Source organism: uncultured Muribaculum sp. (assembly GCF_910583865.1).
GTDB lineage: Bacteria > Bacteroidota > Bacteroidia > Bacteroidales > Muribaculaceae > Muribaculum.
Genome location: NZ_CAJTYX010000010.1, coordinates 54,614 through 75,900, shown reverse-complemented (window position 1 = coordinate 75,900; position 21,287 = coordinate 54,614). Strand labels below are relative to the sequence as shown.

The following is a 21,287-nucleotide window of genomic DNA, read 5'->3' as shown; positions in this document are numbered from 1 at the left end:
GGAATCGGTCCTATTTTTCAATCGCCCTCTAAAGTTTAGCGGACAGTAATAATTCATAATCGACAAGGGAAATGTGAAAGAGGCCGACGGCTACATCATGTTTGCCTACGACGACGAGTATTCCATACAGTACTTCGGACAGAACCTGCGCCCCTACTGGAACCGCGATGCCGACTCTTCGATTGAGAAGCAGATCACTGCCGCCGCTACCGACTATGACAAAATCATGAAAGAGACCGCAGAATTCGACAAAAAGATGCTCGCCGAGGCCGCAGAGGTCGGTGGGGAGGAATATGCCGCACTCTGCGCGCTCGCATATCGCCAGGCAATCGCCGCCCATAAGCTCGTAGAGGCCCCCGACGGCGAAATACTGTGGTTCTCAAAAGAGAACTTCTCCAACGGATCAATCGGTACGGTAGACATCACTTATCCTTCGGCTCCAATGTTCCTGCTATACAATCCCGAACTCGTAAAGGGCCTGATGAACCATATCTTCGACTATAGCGAGCAGTATGGATGGGTGAAGCCATTCCCGGCTCATGACGTAGGCACATATCCCCTCGCAAACGGCCAGACCTACGGCGGTGACATGCCGGTCGAAGAGGGTGGCAACATGCTGATTCTCACCGCCGTACTTGCGAAGATGGAAGGGAATGCCGATTATGCCGCCAAGCATTGGCCCGTGTTGACCACATGGGCGAAATACCTCGCCGAATACGGCCTCGACCCCGAAAACCAGCTATGCACCGACGACTTCGCCGGCCACTTCGCCCACAATGCCAACCTCTCCGTCAAGGCAATCCTCGGTCTGGAATCCTACAGCTACCTGGCAAAGATGCTCGGCAAGGATGATGCGGCTGCCAAATACGACAGCATGGCACGTGAGATGGCCGCAAAATGGGAGCAGATGGCCAACGACGGCGACCACTACCGTCTAACCTTCGACAAGGAAGGCACCTGGAGTCAGAAGTACAACATGGTATGGGACAAACTCATGGACTACAATGTGTTCCCCGACTCCATCATGAAAAAGGAGATCCCCTATTATCTCTCAAAACAGAACGTCTACGGACTGCCCCTCGACAATCGAGAGACCTACACAAAAACCGACTGGATCATGTGGACAGCCACGATGGCTCCCGACAAGGACACTTTCCGTCGGTTCATAAGCCCCGTCTACAAGTTCATGAACGAGACACGTAACCGTGTGCCGATGAGCGACTGGGTATACACCGACAAGGCCGACCAACGCGGCTTCCAGGCACGTGCAGTCGTAGGCGGATATTTTATCAAGATGCTTGAGCCTAAAATGAACAAGTAACCTCTTACCCGGAACTGACCGGATTTTCATCCATCACGCCTATCTCACGGCGGTGTGTCATGCATGACACACCGCCATTTTTATGTCCGGATAAGAGGGATGTATTTTAACATATGCGCCCCAAACAAGGTAATATCTGTATTTTTTTAGTTAAATAATACTAAAACGGGGGGGGGTAGTTAATAATTTTAAAATTTAATATATTACCTTTGTTTTTAACAAAAGATTAAAAAAATATCAGACAATCGAACAAATGATGTAACCATGAGCGCGGTTACATCATTATACTGCCCTTAAATACTATACATACCTAAAATAAGCTTACTAACCCTACCATCAAATGAATCGATTTATGTCTATAATCCTTGCAGCAGTCCCGTTGCTGTCCACCGCCGCTCAAGGCGGCTCTACCCGGGAGCCTTGCTGGCGTCTCGCTTGGGAAGAGAATTTTGACTGTGCGCAAATCGACTCTACCGTCTGGAGCAAATGCACCCGTGGCAATCCGGACTGGCAGAACACGCAATCGTCCGACCCTCGCCTTTTCGAGATAAGCGACGGCACGCTGAAACTCCGTGGTATCGTAAACGATGACACGACTAAAGATCCCGCCCCATATCTTACCGGCGGCATCTGGACCAAGGACAAGAAATCCTTCAATCCCGGACGCTTCGAAATCCGTGCTCGCCTACATGGCGCCAAAGGCGCATGGCCGGCAATATGGCTGCTTCCGTTCGACCATGAAAACAACAAATGGCCCATGGGGGGAGAAATCGATATCATGGAGCGCCTCAACAACAACCACGGCGCCTACCAGACGGTACACTCCCACTACACCTACGACCTCGGACGTACCGCCAACCCGCAGTCGACAGGCATATATCCAATCAACCGCGAGGAATTCAACGTCTACGGCGTGGAAATACATCCCGACAAGGTCGTATTTTTCATAAACGGCAAGCCTACGCTTACATATCCGAAAATCAACGACGGCGCCGATGGGCAGTTCCCCTTCTACATACCTCAATACCTGCTTATAGACATGCAGCTTGGAGGCCAATGGGTGGGCGAAGTGGATTCCAAGGATCTCCCCGTGGAAATGGAAATCGACTGGGTGCGATACTACGAACCGGCTCAATGATTCCTTTCATGCCGGCATACCATGAACATAAGCAATTCATAAAAACACAATAACTCAATCTTATCAATTAACCCTCGGGCACTACTGTCTCCGCATAACGGAGAGAGCAACCCCGCTATTATCCAATCATTATGAGTGTGAACTATTGCAGTAAGTTCCGCCGCAGCATGGCCGCAAGCGCCATGGTATGCGCCGTCGCCATGGCCCACGGAGCCGTGGTGACAGGAGTCGTGACCGATCCCGACGGTGAGCCGCTGATCGGTGCCAGGGTTGAGATCAAGGGCACGAAAACGACCGTGATCACAGATCTCAACGGTGAATTCAGGCTTGATGCCGATCCGAGCCAGAAGATCCAGATAAGCTACATTGGCTATACTCCGGCCACATTTGCCGTGGGCGACAACAAATCGCTCGATGTGGTGCTTAAGCCGGCGAGCCACATGCTCGACGAGACAGTGGTCGTAGGCTACGCCACCCAAAAGAAAGTCAACCTTACCGGATCGGTAGCCGCAGTCTCCGCCAAGGATATCGAAAACATTCCGGTAGCCAATACGGCGACCCTCCTCCAGGGACGACTCCCCGGACTCGTGATGACCGCCAACGGCGCACAGGCCGGCGCCGACAATCCCGAGATACGCATACGAGGCATCGGCACTTTCGGCAACAACAACCCGATGCTACTCATTGACGGAGTGGAAGCACCTATCTCGCAGCTCTCTGAACTTCCGGCTGCCGACATCGAGAATATATCCGTGCTCAAGGATGCAGCCTCGGCCTCCATCTATGGTGTGCGTGCCGCCAACGGCGTGATCCTAATCACCACCAAGCGTGGACAAAAGTCCGACAAACTGTCGGTAAACTATCAGGGAAGCTACACCCTGCAGACCCCCGGCACGCTGCCTGAATATGTCGACAGCTACAATTGGGCGCTCATGCGCAACGAATCAATGAAAGCCACCAACCGCGACGAGACCTATGACGCGACAGCCCTCCAAAAACTGCGCGACGGAAGCGACCCCGACCACTACGCAAACACCGACTGGCTCGACCAGGTGCTCCGCAACGCACCCATGTGGCAACATCACCTTGGTGTGTCGGGAGGCTCCGACAATACGCACTACATGGCATCGCTCTCCTACCAGAACCAGGAAGGTATCATGCTGCGCACCGGCGTCGAGCGCATCGGATTCCGACTAAACCTCGACACCAAGTACAAACGCTTCTCGTTCGGCATGAACGCCTTCGGCTCGCGCAGCAAAATCACACAGCCGAGCGTAGACGTAGGCGGTGAAAGCGGTGTGATGCGCTACATCTCATGGTTCACGCGTCCGACAGTCCCCGCATATTACTCCAACAGACACTTCGGCTATCAGGACGGATCGGCGACGGCATCTACAGGGCTCAATGCGGAGATGGTGAAGAACCCGCTCGAATCAATGACCAACGGATACCGAAACAACTACAAATGGTTCTTCAACGGCAAGGCATGGGCCGCGATCGACATCTACGACGGCTTGAAATACCAGCTCAACCTCGCATACAACTTCGACATGAACACCACCAAGAAGTTCAATCCCACCGGTGGCGAGCGCTATGATGCCGAAGGTAACATTGTCAAGGCCGGCTCCACAGAGAATTCCCTTACCGATTACTGGTACAACAACGCCACATGGACCATCGAGAACCTCCTTACATACAACAAACGCTTCGGTGCACATGAGATCAACCTCCTCGCCGGACACTCCGCAATCAGTTCGGAATATCGAAGCACAACCGCCGGCAAAGCCGGATTCCCCACCAACAACATCTACGAGCTTGACGGTGGTACGAAGAACCCGACTTCCGCAGGAAAATCAGAGGAATACCGTCTCCAATCATTCTTCGGTCGCATCAACTACATCTATGACAACCGCTACATGATTGAGTTCAACATCCGTCGAGACGGCTCATCACGATTCCCCAAGGACAACCGCTACGCCACCTTCCCCTCGGTATCGGCAGGATGGGTGTTCACCAATGAGAAGTTTTTCGAGATGCTCAACATTCAAGAATACCTCAACATGGGTAAGATCCGCGCATCATGGGGTAAACTCGGAAACCAGGAAATCGGCAACTACGCATTCGTAGCGACCCTCGGCGCAACTGCCAACTACTTCTTCGATCCTATTAAGGACAAGCAGGCCGGCATGGTGGCCACATCGGTGCCAAACAATGATATCCGCTGGGAGACCACACGCACTTGGAACATCGGCTTTGACCTCGGGTTATGGAACAATCGCATCACAACCTCATTCGACTGGTTCGACAAAAAGACTTCCGACATTCTCATGCAGCTCGCAATGCCCGGAATCTTCCTTGGCAACCTTGGCGCTCCCTACCAGAACGCAGGCAGCGTGCGCAACCGTGGCCTTGAATGGAGCGTCAACTACTTCGACTCCTACGGTGACTGGACATGGAATGCAGGCTTCAGTATCTCTCACGTAAAGAATGAAATCCTGAAAATGGGCAACCTTGACGAACGTATCTCAGGAAACAACATCAACCGAGTCGGCGATCCCATCGGCTCATACTACGCGCTGAAAGCAATCGGCATCTACCGTTCGATGGACGATGTAAACAACCGCGTCGATGCCAACGGCAATGTGGTGAAGCAGTATGGCACTATCCCAAGCCCCGGCGACATCATGTATGAGGATACCGACGGTAATGGCGACGTGACCGACACCGACCGCCAGATCATCGGCAACCCGTTCCCGAAAATCAGCTATGCGTTCAACCTCGGCGCCACCTGGAAAAATTTCGACCTCAACACATTCTGGCAAGGTGTCGGCGGCATCAAGCGCTATTGCTGGGAGACCACTTCCGATATCCGTGGCAACCTCACCGACCGCTTCCTCGACCGCTGGAGTGAGACCAATCCCGGCGGCTCGATGCCGCGCATCGGCAACTCCGCCAACGACAAATACTCGTCATTTTGGCTTGAGGACGCAAGCTATCTGCGCCTAAAGACCGTCGAGGTCGGCTATACATTCCGTCAGCCTGTGCTCAACAAGGCCGGCATTACCAGCATACGCCTTTACTTCTCCGGCGGCAACCTGTGGACAATAACCAGCCTTAAGAACTGGGATCCGGAGAAATCCTCGGGCGATGCCCGTCAGGACGTACACCCCGGAATGAAAACATATTCATTCGGCGTTAATGTTCAATTCTAATCTCGGAGGAATTTAATCATGTACAACAAAATCTTCAACATAAAAAATCTCTTAGGGGGCGCAATCGTGGCCACAATGGCTTTCGCCTCGACATCATGCTCCGATGACTTTCTCGATGTCAACAACCCTAACCAGCCGTCGTCAGGCACCTTCTGGGCCAGTGAGGCCGACGCTCTCATGGCACTCACCGGATGCTACGATGCCATGCAGTCAATGAATCTCTACAATGACCATCTCGACAACTGGAACTTCGGATTCCTCTCTCGTGAGACATCCACCGACAACGGCGACCACACCTGGGGCAACTGGATGCTCGGCAGCTCGATCAGCGAGTGCACCTCAGGCACCAACGACGAATGCTTCTCCATGTACTGGAAGGCCAACTACGAGCTGATTAAGCGCTGTAACGAGGTTACGGCAAACATAGACCGCATACCGGCTGATGCTTCAGTAAAGAACCTCTATCGCGCCGAAGCGATGGCTCTCCGCGCGCTCGGATACTGTAACCTGACCTCCACGTTCCGCGACGTTCCATATTTCACCGAACCGCTCACCATGGCCACAGCCAAGGTCGCCAAGACGGAAAAGTCTCAGATTGTCGATGCTACCATCGCCGAGCTTAAAGCCAACCTTCCGGCTCTCCCCGTCAAAGGACAGAATGGGATAGGACGCATGAGCCGTGAAGCCGGCTACGCCATCCTCGGCCGTATCGCCTTGTTCGCCGCACGTTACGATGATGCTATCGATGCCTACAAGCAGGTCTACGGCAAGGCACAGCTGTTCAAGGACGGTGATGGGTCTGACAACTACGCCAATTTCCGCAATCTCTTCACAGAGGCCAACGAGAATGCCGACGAAGTGCTTCTAAGCGTCCACTACAAAGGCCCGGCTTTAGGTGAAGGCCAGACATTCGGCATTGCCTGGAAAGCCCCGATGAACGCCATCGAGGCATCCATGAACCTCGCCAACGAATATTACTGCACCGACGGACTCCCCATCACAGAATCCTCGCTTTTCCCCAAGGAACTGATTCAAGACGGTGACAAGAAATACACCCGCACTAATCAGGATCTCCGCATGTGGGAAAACCGCGACCCCCGACTCAAAGGCACTCTCTTCGTGCCGGGTATGACATGGAACGGTTCATACAAGGAAACATGCGGTGCCTCCTCTACCGTCCACATCTTCAAATGGTACACTCCTGAGAACACCCAGAATGAATATGACGGTTCGCTTGATTACTACGTGATCCGCTACGCAGAGGTGCTTCTGAGCTACGCCGAAGCTCTCATTGAAAAGGGCACAGACACACAGACGGCCAAAGACTGTATCGACGAAGTGCGCCAGCGTGTCGGAATGCCCAAGATCGATGATGTCGAAGGTAAAAACAAAGCACTCTCTCAGGCAGACCTCCGCAAGATCGTGCGCCACGAACGCCGCGTAGAGCTTGCTTTCGAGGACCTGCGTTTCGCCGACCTCTACCGCTGGGGCGAATTCGGCGAAGCACAAAAGCGCATGCAGCAGGACCGTGCCAACGGATTCGGCACTCTCAACCACCAGAACCCGCGCGGCGCACAGGATACAGTATGGCCCATCCCGCAGGGCGAAATCGATACCAACGACAATCTGGTCCAGCACGATGAATGGAAGTAAGGCTTCTCTAAAGTTTTTATTTCCCTACTCTCCCTATCGTACCTAACCTCCCTATTGTCCCTGCCCCTTCTCCTCTTCTCTCCAGCCTAAGGGGGCATGCCGCGATCGCGGCATGCCCCCTTCATTTATACATACTATCTTACTGTCACAAAATCATAGAGCGATCTTCACACCCACCTGCAACAGGCCCTGTGCTCCGAAACCGAGTTCGCCGAACATCGTGATCACATTGCTCAGTCCCACCTGTGCGCATATGGGGTTGATCTGGAATGCGCAATATGCCTTGTTCTTGCTGTCGTCAGGCCATGTCTGATGTGTGATTACCGAGCCGAGGCCGCCTTTGGCATACATGGTGACAATCGAATTGCGGTAGTAGTTGTAACGCACGTTGAGCATAATGGCATGATAATAGAACTTGTTGTCATCCCAACGCTTGCGAGATGTGCTGGAGAATGTATAGCTCGGACCGATCCAGAAGCCGGGGGCCACGTGGAAGTTGATGCCGGCGTTGAGTGCGCCCCATGCCGTGTTGACGGAAGGGCCGCCATCATGGCAATCCATGGCATCCATCTGCGTGTACGCACCGTAACTTGCAGTAATCTCTGTCTGCGCCTGCATGGCCGACACTGCGCCTACCAGCATCATCAAAGCACAAATGATCTTTTTCATAACCCTTATTTTTATGTTTTAAAATTAATGACATCGTATTAACAAACGTAAAATGACTTGGTTCATTCCCGGTCCTACATATACCGGTTTTACAGCAAAAATCCGGAACCGGGACACACATGGCGCCATCATTAATACTCTCCCGGGAAAACAGACTACATTTTACTCCATTTGTCGGAATATATCAACTTTTATTCAACTAATGTTGTTAACATATTGCATTAACTTTGCGCCGAGCTTTCGGACACCGACAAGCAACTATTATTTATGAGACCGTCATTTCTCCACATCAGTTTCCGCCACAGCCTTCCGACCGCATTGTCGATGGCTATGATTGCCACTTGCCTGAGCCTCACGGCACAGACAATGCCCGATACGTCAACAGCGCCGGCCGTCCCAGTGTCGCTCGACTCATGCCGCACCATGGCCATGGCCAACAATAAGCAGCTGCGCATGCAGGCCGAACGAATACGTGTCGCCGGATATCAGAAGAAAGAGGCCTTCGCCGCCTATCTGCCACAAATCGACTTTGCTGGCGGCTACATGCACAATTCCAAGGACATCAACATCCTCAGCGCCGACCAGCACCTGCCCATAATGAATTTCGACGGCAAGGGATATGCGTTCGATCTCGTGACGAATCCTATGACAGGGCTTCCGCTCGTGGTCGACGGAAAGCCGGTGCCTAAACAAGTGGCGTATCTCCCGAAATCGGCGATGAGCTTCGACATGAGCAACGTGTTTTTCGGAGCGGTGACGCTCACACAGCCTATATTCATGGGTGGGAAGATCGTGGCCATGAACAAGATTACCGGATATGCGGAAGAGCTGGCACGCTCAATGCATGAAAACGGAGCGCAGGATGTGATCTACGCCGTCGATGCCGCATATTGGCAGGTGGTGTCGCTCAACGCCAAAAAGAAACTCGCAGTGAGCTACGTAGCCCTGCTTGACACCCTGCACCGCAACGTGCAGGCTATGATCGACCAGGGGGTGGCCACGCGCTCCGACCTCCTGACGGTCGACGTAAAGCTAAACGCCGCCAACGTCGATCTCGTGAAAGTCGACAACGGCCTGTCGCTCTCGCGCATGGCCCTGGCCCAGATATGCGGACTGCCTGTCAACACCGAGCTTACGCTCAAGGACGAATATGCCCCGCAGGCCGACGAGGCGCCTATAGCCACCACCTACAACATGGCCGACGTGTACTCGCGCCGCCACGACCTGCAGGCCCTCCGGCTCGGCATAAAAATCGCCGACCAACAGAGCCATATAGCCATGTCGTCGATGCTCCCGACCGCGGCACTGGTAGGTTCATATACCGTGAGCAACCCAAATATGAACTATGGGTTTGAAAAGAAGTTCGGCGGCTCCTGGCATATCGGAGGAGTGATACGCATACCCTTGTGGCACTGGGGCGGCAACTACAACAAGTACCGCGCCGCGCGCACAGAGGCCAACATCATGCGCCTGCATCTGGAGGACGCCAAGGAGATGGTCGACCTGCAGGTAAGCCAGGCGGCCTACAAGGCACGCGAGGCCATGAAAACCTACGACATGACACGCTCGAATCTCGCCAAGGCCGACGAGAACCTCCGTCAGGCACAGCTCGGGTTCAAGGCCGGCGTGCAGACCACCGACAACGTGATGGAAGCGCAGACCGCATGGCTGAAAGCCAACTCTGAAAACATCGACGCCGAAATCGACGTATGCCTGTGCCGTGTCTACCTGTCGAAGGTGCTCGGCACACTCGAATACCCACGCAACTAACAAAATTCACCTCATCGCATACACACCCATGGCAACTAACGATTCAACCCCGACACCGGTAAAACAAGAGCGCGACAGCAAGCTCGTAGGCTCACTCGTCATAGTGGTCATAGTCACCGCACTGGTGGCTCTCATAGGTTTCCTCTTCCTCAAGCCGAAGTCCGACATCCTTGAAGGACAGGCCGAGGCCACATCCATACGCATATCCGGCAAGCTTCCGGGGCGCGTGATGGAAATCTACGTGGAGGAGGGTCAGAAAGTAAAGGCCGGCGACACGCTCGTGCATATCCACAGTTCGCTCGCCGATGCCAAGATGTACCAGGCCGAAGCGGTGAAAAACGCCGCAGCCGCCCAGAACCGCAAGATCGACGCCGGCACGCGCACCCAGATAGTGCAAAGTGCCTACGACCTCTGGCAGCAGGCCATCGCCGCACGCAACATCGCAGAAAAGACCTATACCCGCATGGAAAACCTCTACAAGCAGGATGTAGTGAGCGAGCAGCGCCGCGACGAAGCCAAAGCCGCATTCGAGGCCGCAAAAGCAGGAGAGAGCGCGGCCCGCAGCCAGTATCAGATGGCCAAGGAGGGCGCACAGCCCCAGGACAAAGAAAGCTCGCAGGCTATGGTCGATGCGGCAGCCGGAGGTGTGATGGAAGTGGAAGCCCTGCTCCAGGACCAGTATCTCACCGCCCCGTTCGACGGAGAGATCGACGTGATATATCCCCACGAGAGCGAGCTGGTGTCACTCGGCACTCCCATTATGAGCCTCCTGAAGGTGCAGGACAAGTGGGTGACTTTCAACGTTCGTGAGCAGTTGCTCAACGACCTTACCGTAGGCAAAGAGATTGAAATCGAGATTCCGGCCCTTGACAAGAAGAAGGTGAAAGGCACTGTCTACTACGTACGCGACATGGGCGATTACGCCGCATGGCGTGCCACGAAAGCGACGGGCGAATGGGACTCGCGCACATTCCAGGTGAAGGTGCGCCCCAACGAGCAGATTGACGACCTGCGCCCCGGCATGACTGTAATCTGGCACAAACCCAACTGATGCCCTCAAAATCCTTAATGTCCCTATCCTTCCTAATGTCCCTATCCTCCCTATAATCCCCTCCACCATGCGCAAAGCCATAATCGACGGTTTCCGGCAGCTCACAAGCCGACCGCTCTATCTGATAGTGATGGTAGTGGTGCCGATGGTCACGGCATGGTTCCTGCTCGACCTCATGAGCGCAGGCCTCCCTCTGCAACTGCCTACCGCCATAGTCGACCTCGACCATACCACCACCTCCAGGCGCACGGCGCGCAACCTCGCAGCAAGCGAGCTGGTCGACGTGGCCTATGCGCCCGAAAGCTACAGCGAGGCCATGCAGCTTCTGCGCAAAGGAAAGATCTACGGTTTCTTCATGATTCCCGCCGACTTCGAGCGTGATGCCGTCAGCGGCAAGGAGACCACCATCACCTACTACGTCAATCTCGCATACTATGTGCCCGGGTCTCTGTCGTTCAAATCATTCAAACAGACCGCAGTAACCACCACCGGAGGCATAATGGTCACTTCACTGGTAAGCGCGGGAGTCGGCGAACAGCTTGTGCAGAACATGGTGCAGCCTGTGGTGACACAAGGCCATCCCTACGGCAACCCCTGGACCAACTATTCGATTTACCTCAGTAACTCATTCATCCCCTGCGCATTGCAGCTGATAATATTCCAGATTACGGCATTCTCCTTCCTTCAGGAGATAAAGCGTGGAAGCTCCATCCGGTGGATAGAGGATGCCGGCGGCTCAATAGTCAAGGCATGCTTCGGAAAGCTCATACCACAGTTTATCATATTCGCCACTGTAGGTATGGCCATCCTCGGGATTCTCTACGGCTTCAGCCATTTCCCGCTCAACGGGAGTATGTGGGGTATGGTGGCAGCCATGCTGCTGTTCATCGCCGCGAGCCAGGCGTTCGCCCTCTTCATCTGCGCCATAATCCCCAACCTGCGGTTCGCCCTGTCGATACTGTCGCTCACGGGCATACTCTCATTCTCGATTGCCGGATTCTCATTCCCCGTCGAACAGATGTACGGAGGTGTTGGCATATTCTCCTACATCCTCCCCATCCGCTACTACTTCCTTATCTACATCAACACGGCGCTCAACGGCTACGAACTATACTACTGCCGCTGGGAATTCGTCGCGCTGATCGCATTCCTCGCGCTCCCATTCACCATGCTGTGGAAGCTGCGTCGCTACGCATATCATCCCGTTTATATCCCCTGATACAGCCATGTCACGCATATTTTCAGATATAAGACAATGGTGGTCGACGCTCTACCGCTCGCTGCTCAACGGCTACAGGCTCACCTGGCGCGACAAGGGTGTGATGCTCTTCTTCATAGCCCTCCCCCTGCTCTACCCTATCACCTACACTCTCATCTATAATCCTGAGGTAGTCACCGACCTTCCCATGGCGATAGTCGACAACAGCCGCACCGCCGAGTCGCGCAAGCTGGCAAGGATGATCGATGCCACGCAGTACATAGGCGTGGCCGGCTATGCGTCGTCGCTTCAGGAGGCAAAGGAGTGGGCCAAGGAGCGCAAGGTCTACTCGATACTCGTCATACCCGAGGACTATGCACGCTCCATAGGCCGCAAGGAGCAGGCCGTGTTGCCGCTATATACCGACATGAGCCTGCTGCTCCGCTACCGAAGCATACTCTTCGCCATGACCGACCTGCAGCTGCAGCTCGGTGCCGATATCCGGGCCGAAGCGCTCGACCAGACTCCGGCAGCCATCTTCACCGCACCGCAGGAATCGGTGAAGGGGGTCGACACCCAATCGTTCTTCCTCGGCGACCCTACGCAAGGATTCGCGTCGTTCATCATGGTCGGACTGGTCGTGCTCATCCTACAGCAGAGCGCCATACTGGGTGTGATGATGCTCGCCGGAGGCTCGCGTGAGCGCCGCAGGCTCAACGGTGGCATCGATCCGGATGAGGTGGCAGGCCCGATGTCGGCCTCCATACTCGGGCGTGCGCTTGCCGTGTTCACCATCTACATGCCGCTGACTGTATACATTCTGCACTATGTGCCCATGATGTTCAGTCTGCCCCATGTGGGCGATCCGTTCGACTATCTGATGTTCATCGCCCCCATGATGCTCGCATCGATATTCCTTGGCCAGATCCTCTCCGTCATGATTTCGGAGCGTGAGAGTTGCTTCCCGGTGTTTGTGTTCACATCGATATTCTTCCTGTTCCTCTCCGGCCTCACATGGCCCCACACTGCCATGAACCCGCTATGGAGCATCGTGTCGGGATTCGTCCCCGCGACATGGGGCGTGCAGGGTTTCGTCGGCATCGATGCCAACGGAGCGTCGCTCGCCGAAATGAGCACCCAATACGGAATGCTGTGGGCGCTCACCGTGGCCTACTTCATCATCGCATGCGTCACAGAGCGTTGGGCGCGCAGCTACGATCGCCGCCACTACCGCCTCCCCTCCGTACCCTGAACCGACGTAGCCGAAAAAAACGCACAGAGCCCCCAAAGAGCACAGAGATTAATACAAAATCCTCTGTGCTCTTTGGGGGCTTTGTGCGGTCAATCAATAGATAACCTTATCGGCTTTAGAACCGTCGACACGCACATATAGACATCCTTTGACAGGAGTGGCGACAAGATGTCCCTGAAGGTCATAATAGACCGGGGCGATAGCGCCATTCTCATCCGGATCAGACGTCACTTCGTCTATGCCGCTTGAACTGTCAGGGAGCGGATAGAACAGCATTATATTGGTCGAGCCGTAGAGCGCAAGCATGTTCTGCTCTATATAGGCCCCCCAAATCGGTATCTGCAACACTGAATTCCCGATATTGTCCTTGGTTATGGCTGCGCTGAGATAGAACCGACCGGCATCGTCAACGACCGGCATACCGTAATCCGAATCGCCATAAAGGGAGTTGGCCGCATAGAATGGAGTCATGCCGCCATCGAGGTTCTGAAGCTCGTCGAGCTTTGCATCGACGGCCCATGCCTCACCTTTCGCACTGTCGTAGTCCATCGTCATGGTGACATGATAGCCGAAGTTAGCGAAATTGGATATGTGTATCTTCCCTTCATCGACATAGCTGTAGATGTCGCACATCATAGCCATCATCTGCGTATCGACATCGGCAGTTACCATGTAGATCATCACTCCGTTGAATTCATGGAACTCCGGATATATCGCGCCTCCGAATCCGGATATACGACCGGTGTCGGGATTGATCATACCGAGATAAAATCCCACGGCCTCCGAATCCGCGAGAACCCCGAAACCGCGCTCAGTGCGAAGCATCCGCAAAGTACCGTCAGCTGTGATGTTCCATCCGTTAGCGCCCTTCCTTATAGCGAGCAGAGAGATGGGAAACGTATCGTCACCCGACTTGTAGTCAAACAGATGCTGCCCACAAGTAATGGTCATGACTCCGGTAGCAGGGTCGTAACCGGCTTCGATATCATCCACGGCAAACTCTTTGTCGCCCTCAGGACGGAACGTATCGGCGAACAGACCTTTGATAAGATATTTCCCGTCAGCGTCAGCCGCCACGATCTCGGTAATCGTAGTCTCCCATGTGCTGGAAATCGCACCGGAGCTTTCAAGCCAATAATAGCAGCAATCATAGTCGGAAGCGATATCCTTGTCATACTCCTGCACGGAACGTGATGAAGGCATGACTGTGCGGCATGTCCTGCCGTTTCCGTCCATCATTTCTACCTCCGCATAAGGGATCGTAATACCGCACTCTCCGAATGCCGGTAAGAGAGGTGTTGCCGACAACCCCAAGGCTACCGGCAACAACGACGATATAAATGCGACTCGTAAATGTCTCATCTTCTTACGAAAACTTTCTTACCGTTGACGATATATAGGCCCGGATCAAGTTTATGAACATCAGCATTCTTCATCCTGCGGCCATAAAGGTCATAGACAGTAGCCGGAGTATCAACAACGGCATCCTCCACCTCATCTATTCCGGAAGTTCCCTTGATGGTGTAGGTGGCGGTAATCTCGTAGTTGGTGACAGCCTCATCACCAGAAGTAGAATAATCCTTGAACGTCTCGGCGGGGATTATCAAAGTATAGGTTCCGGCTTCCTTGACTGACGTATCAAATATAATTCTTGCCGAATAATAGTCGTCCATCACCTCGATGCTTGACGACGTGGCAACAGTTTCGCCGTTTTTCTTAAGCACAGCCTTATTTGAATAGCTGTATATGTCTATACCATCATAATTATTCGTGGTGGGGAACGATACTATTATTGTAGATAGCGAAGTGACCTCGCTGCCGTCGGCGGGATCAAGGGTGTACTTGCTCATCGTGGTCTCCGGGAGAGCGCCCTTGATGGTATAGGTGGCAGTGATAGGAGGATTGACGCTGTATCCCTCACCTTCGTCGTGAGATTCAGACTGTTCATAGTCCATAAAGACACCTTCATCAATAGAAAGCACATAGGTACCCGGAACGGTGGTCTTGGGGAATGAGATATATGCCTTGCTTATCTCGCGCGTACCGGCTTCAAGCTTCTGGGCCTTGATAACCGTAGAGCCGCATGTCAACGTGGCATAATTGCCGATATTCGACGGAGAGATATGGGCATCAATGCCGTCGACCGGATCAGGGAAATCAATTACTATTGTCTCCAATGCATCGACCGTCTCGCCATCGGCAGGAGTAACGGTGTATTTAAGCATAGTGTAGCCGGCTTGTTGTGCGGCCACGTTTTGTGTCATGACGGCGGCAGCCAACGCAATGGCGCCCAAAATGGTGTATAGTCTTTTCATACGCAAATATGTATTAATGTTTGTCAATGGACGCAAATTTAGGCATATTTTAGTAATTCGCAAACCACACCAATCTTTTTTCTTGCACAAATCCAAATATCGCATATTTTTGCCATCAGCCAGCCTCTTATTGCCGTAAAGTCGGCCGAAAACATAAGCCGGGGGAAAGAATGCAAAAAAGTTCCGCACGGCCTTGGCAGGCGGCATGCGGAACTTTATGTCAATTGCAGGTATGGACGTTATCAGTCGCGGGGTTCGCGGCGCGGACGCTCGCCTCGTTCGGGACGGTCGCCACGGTCACGACGCGGACCACGGTCACCGCCTTCACGACGGGGACGGTCGCCACCTCGCTCGGGACGCGGGCCGCGCTCGCGGCGCTGCGGCTCAACGTAGCCTTCGGGCTTGGGCTGGAGAGCACGCATCGACAGGCGGTACTTGCCGGTCTTTTTGTCAATCTCGATGAGCTTCACCTCTACCTCGTCTCCCTCTTTCAGGCCGGAAGCCTCCATGTTTTCAAGACGCTCCCATGAGATCTCAGAAATGTGAAGCAGACCGTCGCGGTTGGGCATGAACTCCACGAATGCACCGAAGTCGAGTATCGAGCGCACCTTGCCATGGTATACCTTGCCTTCCTCGGGAAGAGCCACGATGGCGCGGATCATATCGAGAGCCTTGTCCATCGACTCCTTGTTGTTGGAAGCCACCTCGATATAGCCGCCCTCGTCGATTTCGTCGATGGAGACAGTAGCTCCGGAAGCCTCCTGGATGCCCTGGATGACCTTTCCGCCCGGGCCGATGACAGCACCGATAAGTTCCTTGGGGATGAGCATGGTCTCGATGCGCGGCACGTGGGGCTTGTAGTCGGCACGCGGTGCGGGGATAGCCTCGCAGATTTTGTCGAGAATATGCATACGACCTTCACGAGCCTGGTTGAGGGCCTTTTCGAGCACTTCGTAGCTGAGGCCGTCGACCTTGATGTCCATCTGTGTGGCGGTGATGCCGTCGCGTGTGCCTGTCACCTTGAAGTCCATGTCGCCGAGATGGTCCTCATCGCCGAGGATATCGGAAAGCACGGCATACTTCGAGCCGTCGGAATCAGTGATAAGCCCCATTGCGATACCGCTGACGGGCTTCTTCATCTTCACACCGGCGTCGAGCAGGGCGAGAGTGCCGGCACATACGGTAGCCATCGACGAGGAACCGTTGCTCTCGAGGATGTCGCTCACGATGCGGCAGACATAGGGGAAATCGTCAGGGAACATCCCCTTGAGGGCGCGGTGGGCAAGATTGCCATGGCCCACCTCGCGACGTCCTACACCGCGCTGGGCCTTGGCCTCGCCGGTAGAGAACGGGGGGAAGTTGTAGTGGAGCAGGAAACGCTCCTTGCCCTGGTTGAGCACGTCGTCAAGTATCTTCTCGTCCATCTTGGTACCGAGGGTTACGGTAGCGAGGGCCTGTGTCTCGCCACGGGTGAACACGGCCGATCCGTGAGGGCCGGGCACGTAGTCTGTCTCGATCCAGATGGGACGGATCTCGGTGGTCTTGCGACCGTCGAGACGCACGCCCTCGTCGAGCACGCAGCGGCGCATGGCCTCGCGCTCCACGTCGTGGTAGTAGCGCTTCACCAGCGGAGTCTTTTCCTCACGCTCCTCCTCGGGGAGGCTCTCGATATATTCGTCGCAGATGGCGTCGAAGTGGTCCATACGCCAGTGTTTGTCGGCACATCCGGCCTTGGCCACCTCGTAGGCCTTGTCGTAGCACTTGTCGTGCACGTCCTTGCGCAGGTCCTCGTCGTTGACCTCGTGGCAGTATTCGCGCTTCACCACGTGAAGCTCTTCGGCAAGCTCCATCTGAGCCTTGCACTGCACCTTGATGGCATCGTGGGCGGCCTTCAGTGCGGCGAGAAGGTCGGCCTCGCTGACCTCCTTCATTTCGCCCTCGACCATCATGATATTTTCGTAGGTGGCACCAACCATCAGCTCCATGTCGGCATCCTTGAGCTGCTCGAATGTGGGGTCGATAACGAATTCGCCGTTAATGCGGGCCACACGCACTTCGGAGATAGGCCCGTTGAAGGGTATGTCGCTCACGGCGATTGCTGCGGAAGCTGCAAGGCCTGCGAGCGCGTCGGGCATGTCCTCGCCGTCGGCAGAGAACATGATGATGTTGACAAACGTATCGGCATGATAGTTGTCGGGGAAAAGCGGACGGAGTACGCGGTCGACAAGGCGTGCTGTCAGGATTTCATAATCGGATGCGCGGCCCTCACGCTTGAGGAAACCGCCGGGGAAACGTCCCGCTGAAGAGAATTTCTCCTTGTACTCTACCTGGAGGGGCATAAAGTCGACCCCCTCGCCGGCTTCCTTCGCCGACACCACAGTGGCCAGGAGCATGGTGTTGCCCATGCGCAGCTCTACCGCTCCATCGGCCTGCTTGGCGAGTTTGCCGGTCTCGAGCGTGATGGTACGCCCGTCGGGCAGCGCGATGGTTTTCTTGATTGGTTGTGCCATAAATTAATTATATGTCTCTGTAAGATTGTATAGTCTGTTTTTCTTATACAAAAAATCGCACAAAGATAGCAAATTTCCCCAAACCCGCCTAATAAATTGTAAATAAATTTTTTATGCCGATATAATACATGCCAATCCTCGCATCACAAATTTTTGTGCCTGACGGATATTCAGAGATTCAGGTAAGACTTAAAAGCAGAGAGCGAGCGATTGATCACAAGCTCATCCGGGAATTCAGTCTCGTGAATGAGCGGCGGAAGATATTCATAGTTGGCAATGTCGAACGATATATGTGCATCGCTTCCGAGTATCACGGGCATGTCGTACTTCTTACACAGGCGTAGGATTTCAATATTGTTTGCCCGGGCGTACTCCTTGTTCCTCACCGGTTTCAGAGAGCTATTGTTGATCTCCAACAGTGTATGGTGTTCTTTGGCTGCAAGCACTATCGGCTCGAAGTCAAGTTCGGCAGTACCATCGCCCGGATGGCTGATAATGTTGATCCAAGGGTTGCTGATAGCTTTTATCATCCCTGCCGTATTCTCCTCTTTTGTCCCCCGTCTATAACAGAGTGAATGGATCCCGGCAATTCGGATATCAAGACGCGACATAATATCATCGTCCATGTCGAGGTTGCCATCCCCGTCCAAAATATCGATCTCGGCACCGAGCATGAGGTCTATACCATACATCCTGCGTGGCACAACGTGTAGATTCCGGAAATAAATCGGTGCGCATGTCCCCGGAATGCCAGAAGCATGTTCCGTTACCCCTAACAATTTCAATCCCTTTTCCGCAGCCGCTTTCACCATCTCCTGCAATGTGCTGAACGCATGGCCGCTCGCAATAGTATGGGTGTGCACATCCAATTCGACTTTACTTAAATCCATCGTCCTTTCATTTTTCCGCAAAATTAGCGAAAATCCGGATTCCACACATGGTACTTTCAACAAGAATCCCGGAATCTGCGGATAATTATTCTACATCATAAGCACAAATTTCATACGTGAGTTTGATGGTTCGGCAACATGCTTATCATTCCTCTGTAGACGGATGAAATTATCGTTACGACATTTTAGGTTTCGTTGACAATCCACGATATAGGGGATATTGTTATGGGAATACAGTCGATTGACGGCATAAGAGTCCCAATCGATTTCAGTGAGAAAACATATCTAAATTAAAAACCTGTTTTTATGGATAAGGAAAAGAAAGCCTATTTTGTGAACATGATCGAGGCCAAGGATGGAAAAATGGCCGAAGTACTCAACTTCAATTTCGGTGGCCACCATGACATCGCCGCAATGGCGGATAGAGCCAAGTCGCTCGGCTTCGCCAAGGACAAGCATGCAAAGGAATTCGTTCTCGCGATGCGTTTCATGCACCACGTAATCAAGAAAAACTCCGACAATCCGCTATTTGCAGAATTCGCCCCACAGTTCGAGGCATTCAAGCAGATTGTGAAAGGCAAGCTCGGGTGCGGGTGCGACTGCAAATAAATCCGGTCTCGTAAAGACATAAGATCACGGCGACATGCGGAATTGCATATCGCCGTGATTTTATGTAAACGCGAATAATTGCAGTAATCCCCGCGCCATCGGTAATCAGCGGAGGCGGCAGGTGAGGGATAAAGAGGTCGAGGTGGTGGAGGAGCGCACGTGGGGGAAGTCGCGGTAGTGGGTGGAGCGAAGATAGTGGGCAAATTCCGCAGTAAGATAAAGGTTGCGCCACAAGTGGAGGTCAGCACGCAGCTCGCTGACATTGAACATAGCCACTGAACGGTCGCCCTGCGCGTCGAGAGTGCGCCGGTCAAAGTCGGACCAATCAATGTCGGAAGGATAGCCCTTCCACGTGAACATGCGGTAGTACTCATTGTTCCAAGCCAGACGCAGCCGCCGGCGCCACAGCTCGAAACACACGCCGAACTTCAATGAGAATCCGTTGGCAAGGTTATAGTTGCGTTCATCCACACGGTAGTAGTCGGAGAGCACACCTCCGAGCAGTATGGCATTGGCGTGAAGCCATGCGTCGAACGTCCAGCTACGTGACGGGTCGTCGCGATAAATCAGACCGCATCCGAGGCTTGCAGGAACGGCAAGCTTGTAGGGAGTACGCGCCGACACGTCGGATATTGTGTCGGAGTCGTAGTAGTCGAAATGCTGGTACATCCCCACGCTCAGATAGCGACGGTTGCTGTATTCAGTGGCATGCGACAAAAGTCGTCCCATGATGTTCAGCCGTCCGAGCAAAGGCTGCGAGGCCTGCACGTTGATGTTGGCCATCACGGTGAAGTAATCGTAAGGGCGTGTACAGCTCTCCTCGAAGCGGTCGCCATACTCTATGTGGGCGGCGGAGGTAAAGCCGATTCCCTTGTCGAAGATCTCATCTTCGAACTCCAATGAACGTACGCCTGCCGAGAACTCAATCTTCACGTCGGGAATAGGGAAAGTGCGGCCCGACACGGGACGATGTCGCCATGCGTCGCCGTTGACTATACGTGTGATACCCCTCATAGGCGACAGTATGAATATGCACGCCTCGCGTCCGAAGCGCGCGCCACCGACAAGACGGTCGTCGACGAGCACATCGGAAGCCCTGAAAGCCACCTCACCAAGCGCCATTCCGCCTATAGGCGTGGCGATTATGTCGTTGGTCGAAGGATACTCACACTCCATGAACAGTTCCCACATGGCACTGCCTCCGAATGCAAAGAGCCCCGATTGCCAGAAATTATATCCATAGGAACGGGCGGAGTTATAGTACAGGTTTCCATGGTATGGGTGGAGGAACATGTTGGTGCCGAGTTTGTCGTTGTCCCAGATGAACCCGTGGCGGAAATTATCGCGCACGGTCCGCGACGATATGTAGGCGAAATCGCCTTTTTGGACATAGCGGTCAAACGCCCATACCCCTGCATTAAGCCCGGCAACAGTGAGCGCAGCGGGAAAGAACCGGCGCGCGCCACGGCGCATGTCGCTGTCGGCGATGCTGTCGGTAGGCACATCCCGTGCGGGGAGCTGTGCGCGGCAAATATCAAAGCCGCAGAGCAACGCGGCAATCATCGTAATCAGAAATCTTTCCACTGCATCGGTGTATTGCGGTATCATCCATCCACGGGCAGCAAATCCGACAGAAGCCGCATAGCGTCATGGATACATCCGCAAAATTACTAAAGCACACCGGAAGGTGAATCTTCAA

Annotated in this window: 15 protein-coding genes; 9 read left to right on the top strand and 6 right to left on the bottom strand. The window is 53.9% G+C overall.

The features are described from left to right. The first annotated feature begins 55 nt into the window (after nt 1-55). From QZ303_RS03820 to QZ303_RS03805, 4 genes are all read left to right on the top strand, one after another. Entirely contained in the window at nt 56-1,321 is a 1,266-nt protein-coding gene (locus QZ303_RS03820; protein WP_295729336.1) for a DUF4965 domain-containing protein, read from the top strand. A 352-nt stretch (nt 1,322-1,673) separates the two neighbouring features. After that, nucleotides 1,674-2,459 (top strand): glycoside hydrolase family 16 protein, encoded by a 786-nt coding sequence (locus QZ303_RS03815; protein ID WP_295729331.1) that lies wholly within the window; start codon nt 1,674-1,676, stop codon nt 2,457-2,459. A 131-nt stretch (nt 2,460-2,590) separates the two neighbouring features. After that, nucleotides 2,591-5,671 carry a TonB-dependent receptor gene (locus QZ303_RS03810; RefSeq protein ID WP_295729328.1) on the top strand — a complete coding sequence of 1,027 codons (3,081 nt, stop codon included), beginning with the start codon at nt 2,591-2,593 and terminating at the stop codon, nt 5,669-5,671. An 18-nt stretch (nt 5,672-5,689) separates the two neighbouring features. Then, complete coding sequence (locus QZ303_RS03805) at nt 5,690-7,324, top strand: RagB/SusD family nutrient uptake outer membrane protein (protein ID WP_295729325.1); 1,635 nt, start codon at nt 5,690-5,692, stop codon at nt 7,322-7,324. A gap of 153 nt (nt 7,325-7,477) precedes the next feature. On the opposite strand, the gene QZ303_RS03800 is transcribed toward QZ303_RS03805, so the two are convergent. Beyond that, a complete protein-coding gene (locus QZ303_RS03800; RefSeq protein WP_295729322.1) occupies nt 7,478-7,993 on the bottom strand; it encodes an outer membrane beta-barrel protein in 516 nt (171 codons plus the stop codon). A gap of 267 nt (nt 7,994-8,260) precedes the next feature. On the opposite strand from QZ303_RS03800, the gene QZ303_RS03795 reads away from it, so the two are divergent. From QZ303_RS03795 to QZ303_RS03780, 4 genes are all read left to right on the top strand, one after another. Next, complete coding sequence (locus tag QZ303_RS03795; RefSeq protein ID WP_295729320.1) at nt 8,261-9,763, top strand: TolC family protein; 1,503 nt, start codon at nt 8,261-8,263, stop codon at nt 9,761-9,763. 28 nt (nt 9,764-9,791) lie between these two features. Next, complete coding sequence (locus QZ303_RS03790) at nt 9,792-10,814, top strand: efflux RND transporter periplasmic adaptor subunit (protein WP_295729317.1); 1,023 nt, start codon at nt 9,792-9,794, stop codon at nt 10,812-10,814. A gap of 67 nt (nt 10,815-10,881) precedes the next feature. Beyond that, a complete protein-coding gene (locus QZ303_RS03785; protein ID WP_295729315.1) occupies nt 10,882-12,033 on the top strand; it encodes an ABC transporter permease in 1,152 nt (383 codons plus the stop codon). A 7-nt stretch (nt 12,034-12,040) separates the two neighbouring features. Next, entirely contained in the window at nt 12,041-13,264 is a 1,224-nt protein-coding gene (locus QZ303_RS03780) for an ABC transporter permease (protein WP_295729313.1), read from the top strand. Between the two features lie 93 nt (nt 13,265-13,357). Here the strand turns inward: QZ303_RS03780 and QZ303_RS03775 are convergent, their stop codons facing one another. The 4 genes from QZ303_RS03775 to QZ303_RS03760 all read right to left on the bottom strand — a co-directional run bounded on the left by QZ303_RS03775 (nt 13,358) and on the right by QZ303_RS03760 (nt 18,979). Then, a complete protein-coding gene (locus tag QZ303_RS03775) occupies nt 13,358-14,626 on the bottom strand; it encodes a hypothetical protein (protein ID WP_295729310.1) in 1,269 nt (422 codons plus the stop codon). Then, complete coding sequence (locus QZ303_RS03770; protein WP_295729307.1) at nt 14,623-15,579, bottom strand: hypothetical protein; 957 nt, start codon at nt 15,577-15,579, stop codon at nt 14,623-14,625. The genes QZ303_RS03775 and QZ303_RS03770 overlap by 4 nt, the downstream gene beginning before the upstream one ends. Before the next feature lie 242 nt (nt 15,580-15,821). Then, nucleotides 15,822-18,089, bottom strand: coding sequence for a polyribonucleotide nucleotidyltransferase (gene pnp / locus QZ303_RS03765; protein ID WP_295729304.1), 2,268 nt, complete (start codon nt 18,087-18,089; stop codon nt 15,822-15,824). A gap of 170 nt (nt 18,090-18,259) precedes the next feature. Further along, nucleotides 18,260-18,979 (bottom strand): phosphatase, encoded by a 720-nt coding sequence (locus QZ303_RS03760; RefSeq protein WP_295729301.1) that lies wholly within the window; start codon nt 18,977-18,979, stop codon nt 18,260-18,262. A gap of 306 nt (nt 18,980-19,285) precedes the next feature. On the opposite strand from QZ303_RS03760, the gene QZ303_RS03755 reads away from it, so the two are divergent. Continuing rightward, entirely contained in the window at nt 19,286-19,588 is a 303-nt protein-coding gene (locus QZ303_RS03755) for a DUF3861 family protein (RefSeq protein WP_295729298.1), read from the top strand. A gap of 105 nt (nt 19,589-19,693) precedes the next feature. Here the strand turns inward: QZ303_RS03755 and QZ303_RS03750 are convergent, their stop codons facing one another. Then, nucleotides 19,694-21,172 (bottom strand): DUF3943 domain-containing protein, encoded by a 1,479-nt coding sequence (locus QZ303_RS03750; protein WP_295729295.1) that lies wholly within the window; start codon nt 21,170-21,172, stop codon nt 19,694-19,696. Nucleotides 21,173-21,287 lie beyond the last annotated feature (115 nt).

Coding starts and splice junctions, on each gene's coding strand:
- QZ303_RS03800 (WP_295729322.1), bottom strand. CDS start 7,993: ATGAAAAAGATCATTTGTGCTTTGATGATGCTGGTAGGCGCAGTGTCG.
- QZ303_RS03810 (WP_295729328.1), top strand. CDS start 2,591: ATGAGTGTGAACTATTGCAGTAAGTTCCGCCGCAGCATGGCCGCAAGC.
- QZ303_RS03805 (WP_295729325.1), top strand. CDS start 5,690: ATGTACAACAAAATCTTCAACATAAAAAATCTCTTAGGGGGCGCAATC.
- pnp (WP_295729304.1), bottom strand. CDS start 18,089: ATGGCACAACCAATCAAGAAAACCATCGCGCTGCCCGACGGGCGTACC.
- QZ303_RS03780 (WP_295729313.1), top strand. CDS start 12,041: ATGTCACGCATATTTTCAGATATAAGACAATGGTGGTCGACGCTCTAC.
- QZ303_RS03770 (WP_295729307.1), bottom strand. CDS start 15,579: ATGAAAAGACTATACACCATTTTGGGCGCCATTGCGTTGGCTGCCGCC.
- QZ303_RS03755 (WP_295729298.1), top strand. CDS start 19,286: ATGGATAAGGAAAAGAAAGCCTATTTTGTGAACATGATCGAGGCCAAG.
- QZ303_RS03790 (WP_295729317.1), top strand. CDS start 9,792: ATGGCAACTAACGATTCAACCCCGACACCGGTAAAACAAGAGCGCGAC.
- QZ303_RS03775 (WP_295729310.1), bottom strand. CDS start 14,626: ATGAGACATTTACGAGTCGCATTTATATCGTCGTTGTTGCCGGTAGCC.
- QZ303_RS03785 (WP_295729315.1), top strand. CDS start 10,882: ATGCGCAAAGCCATAATCGACGGTTTCCGGCAGCTCACAAGCCGACCG.
- QZ303_RS03815 (WP_295729331.1), top strand. CDS start 1,674: ATGTCTATAATCCTTGCAGCAGTCCCGTTGCTGTCCACCGCCGCTCAA.
- QZ303_RS03795 (WP_295729320.1), top strand. CDS start 8,261: ATGAGACCGTCATTTCTCCACATCAGTTTCCGCCACAGCCTTCCGACC.
- QZ303_RS03760 (WP_295729301.1), bottom strand. CDS start 18,979: ATGGATTTAAGTAAAGTCGAATTGGATGTGCACACCCATACTATTGCG.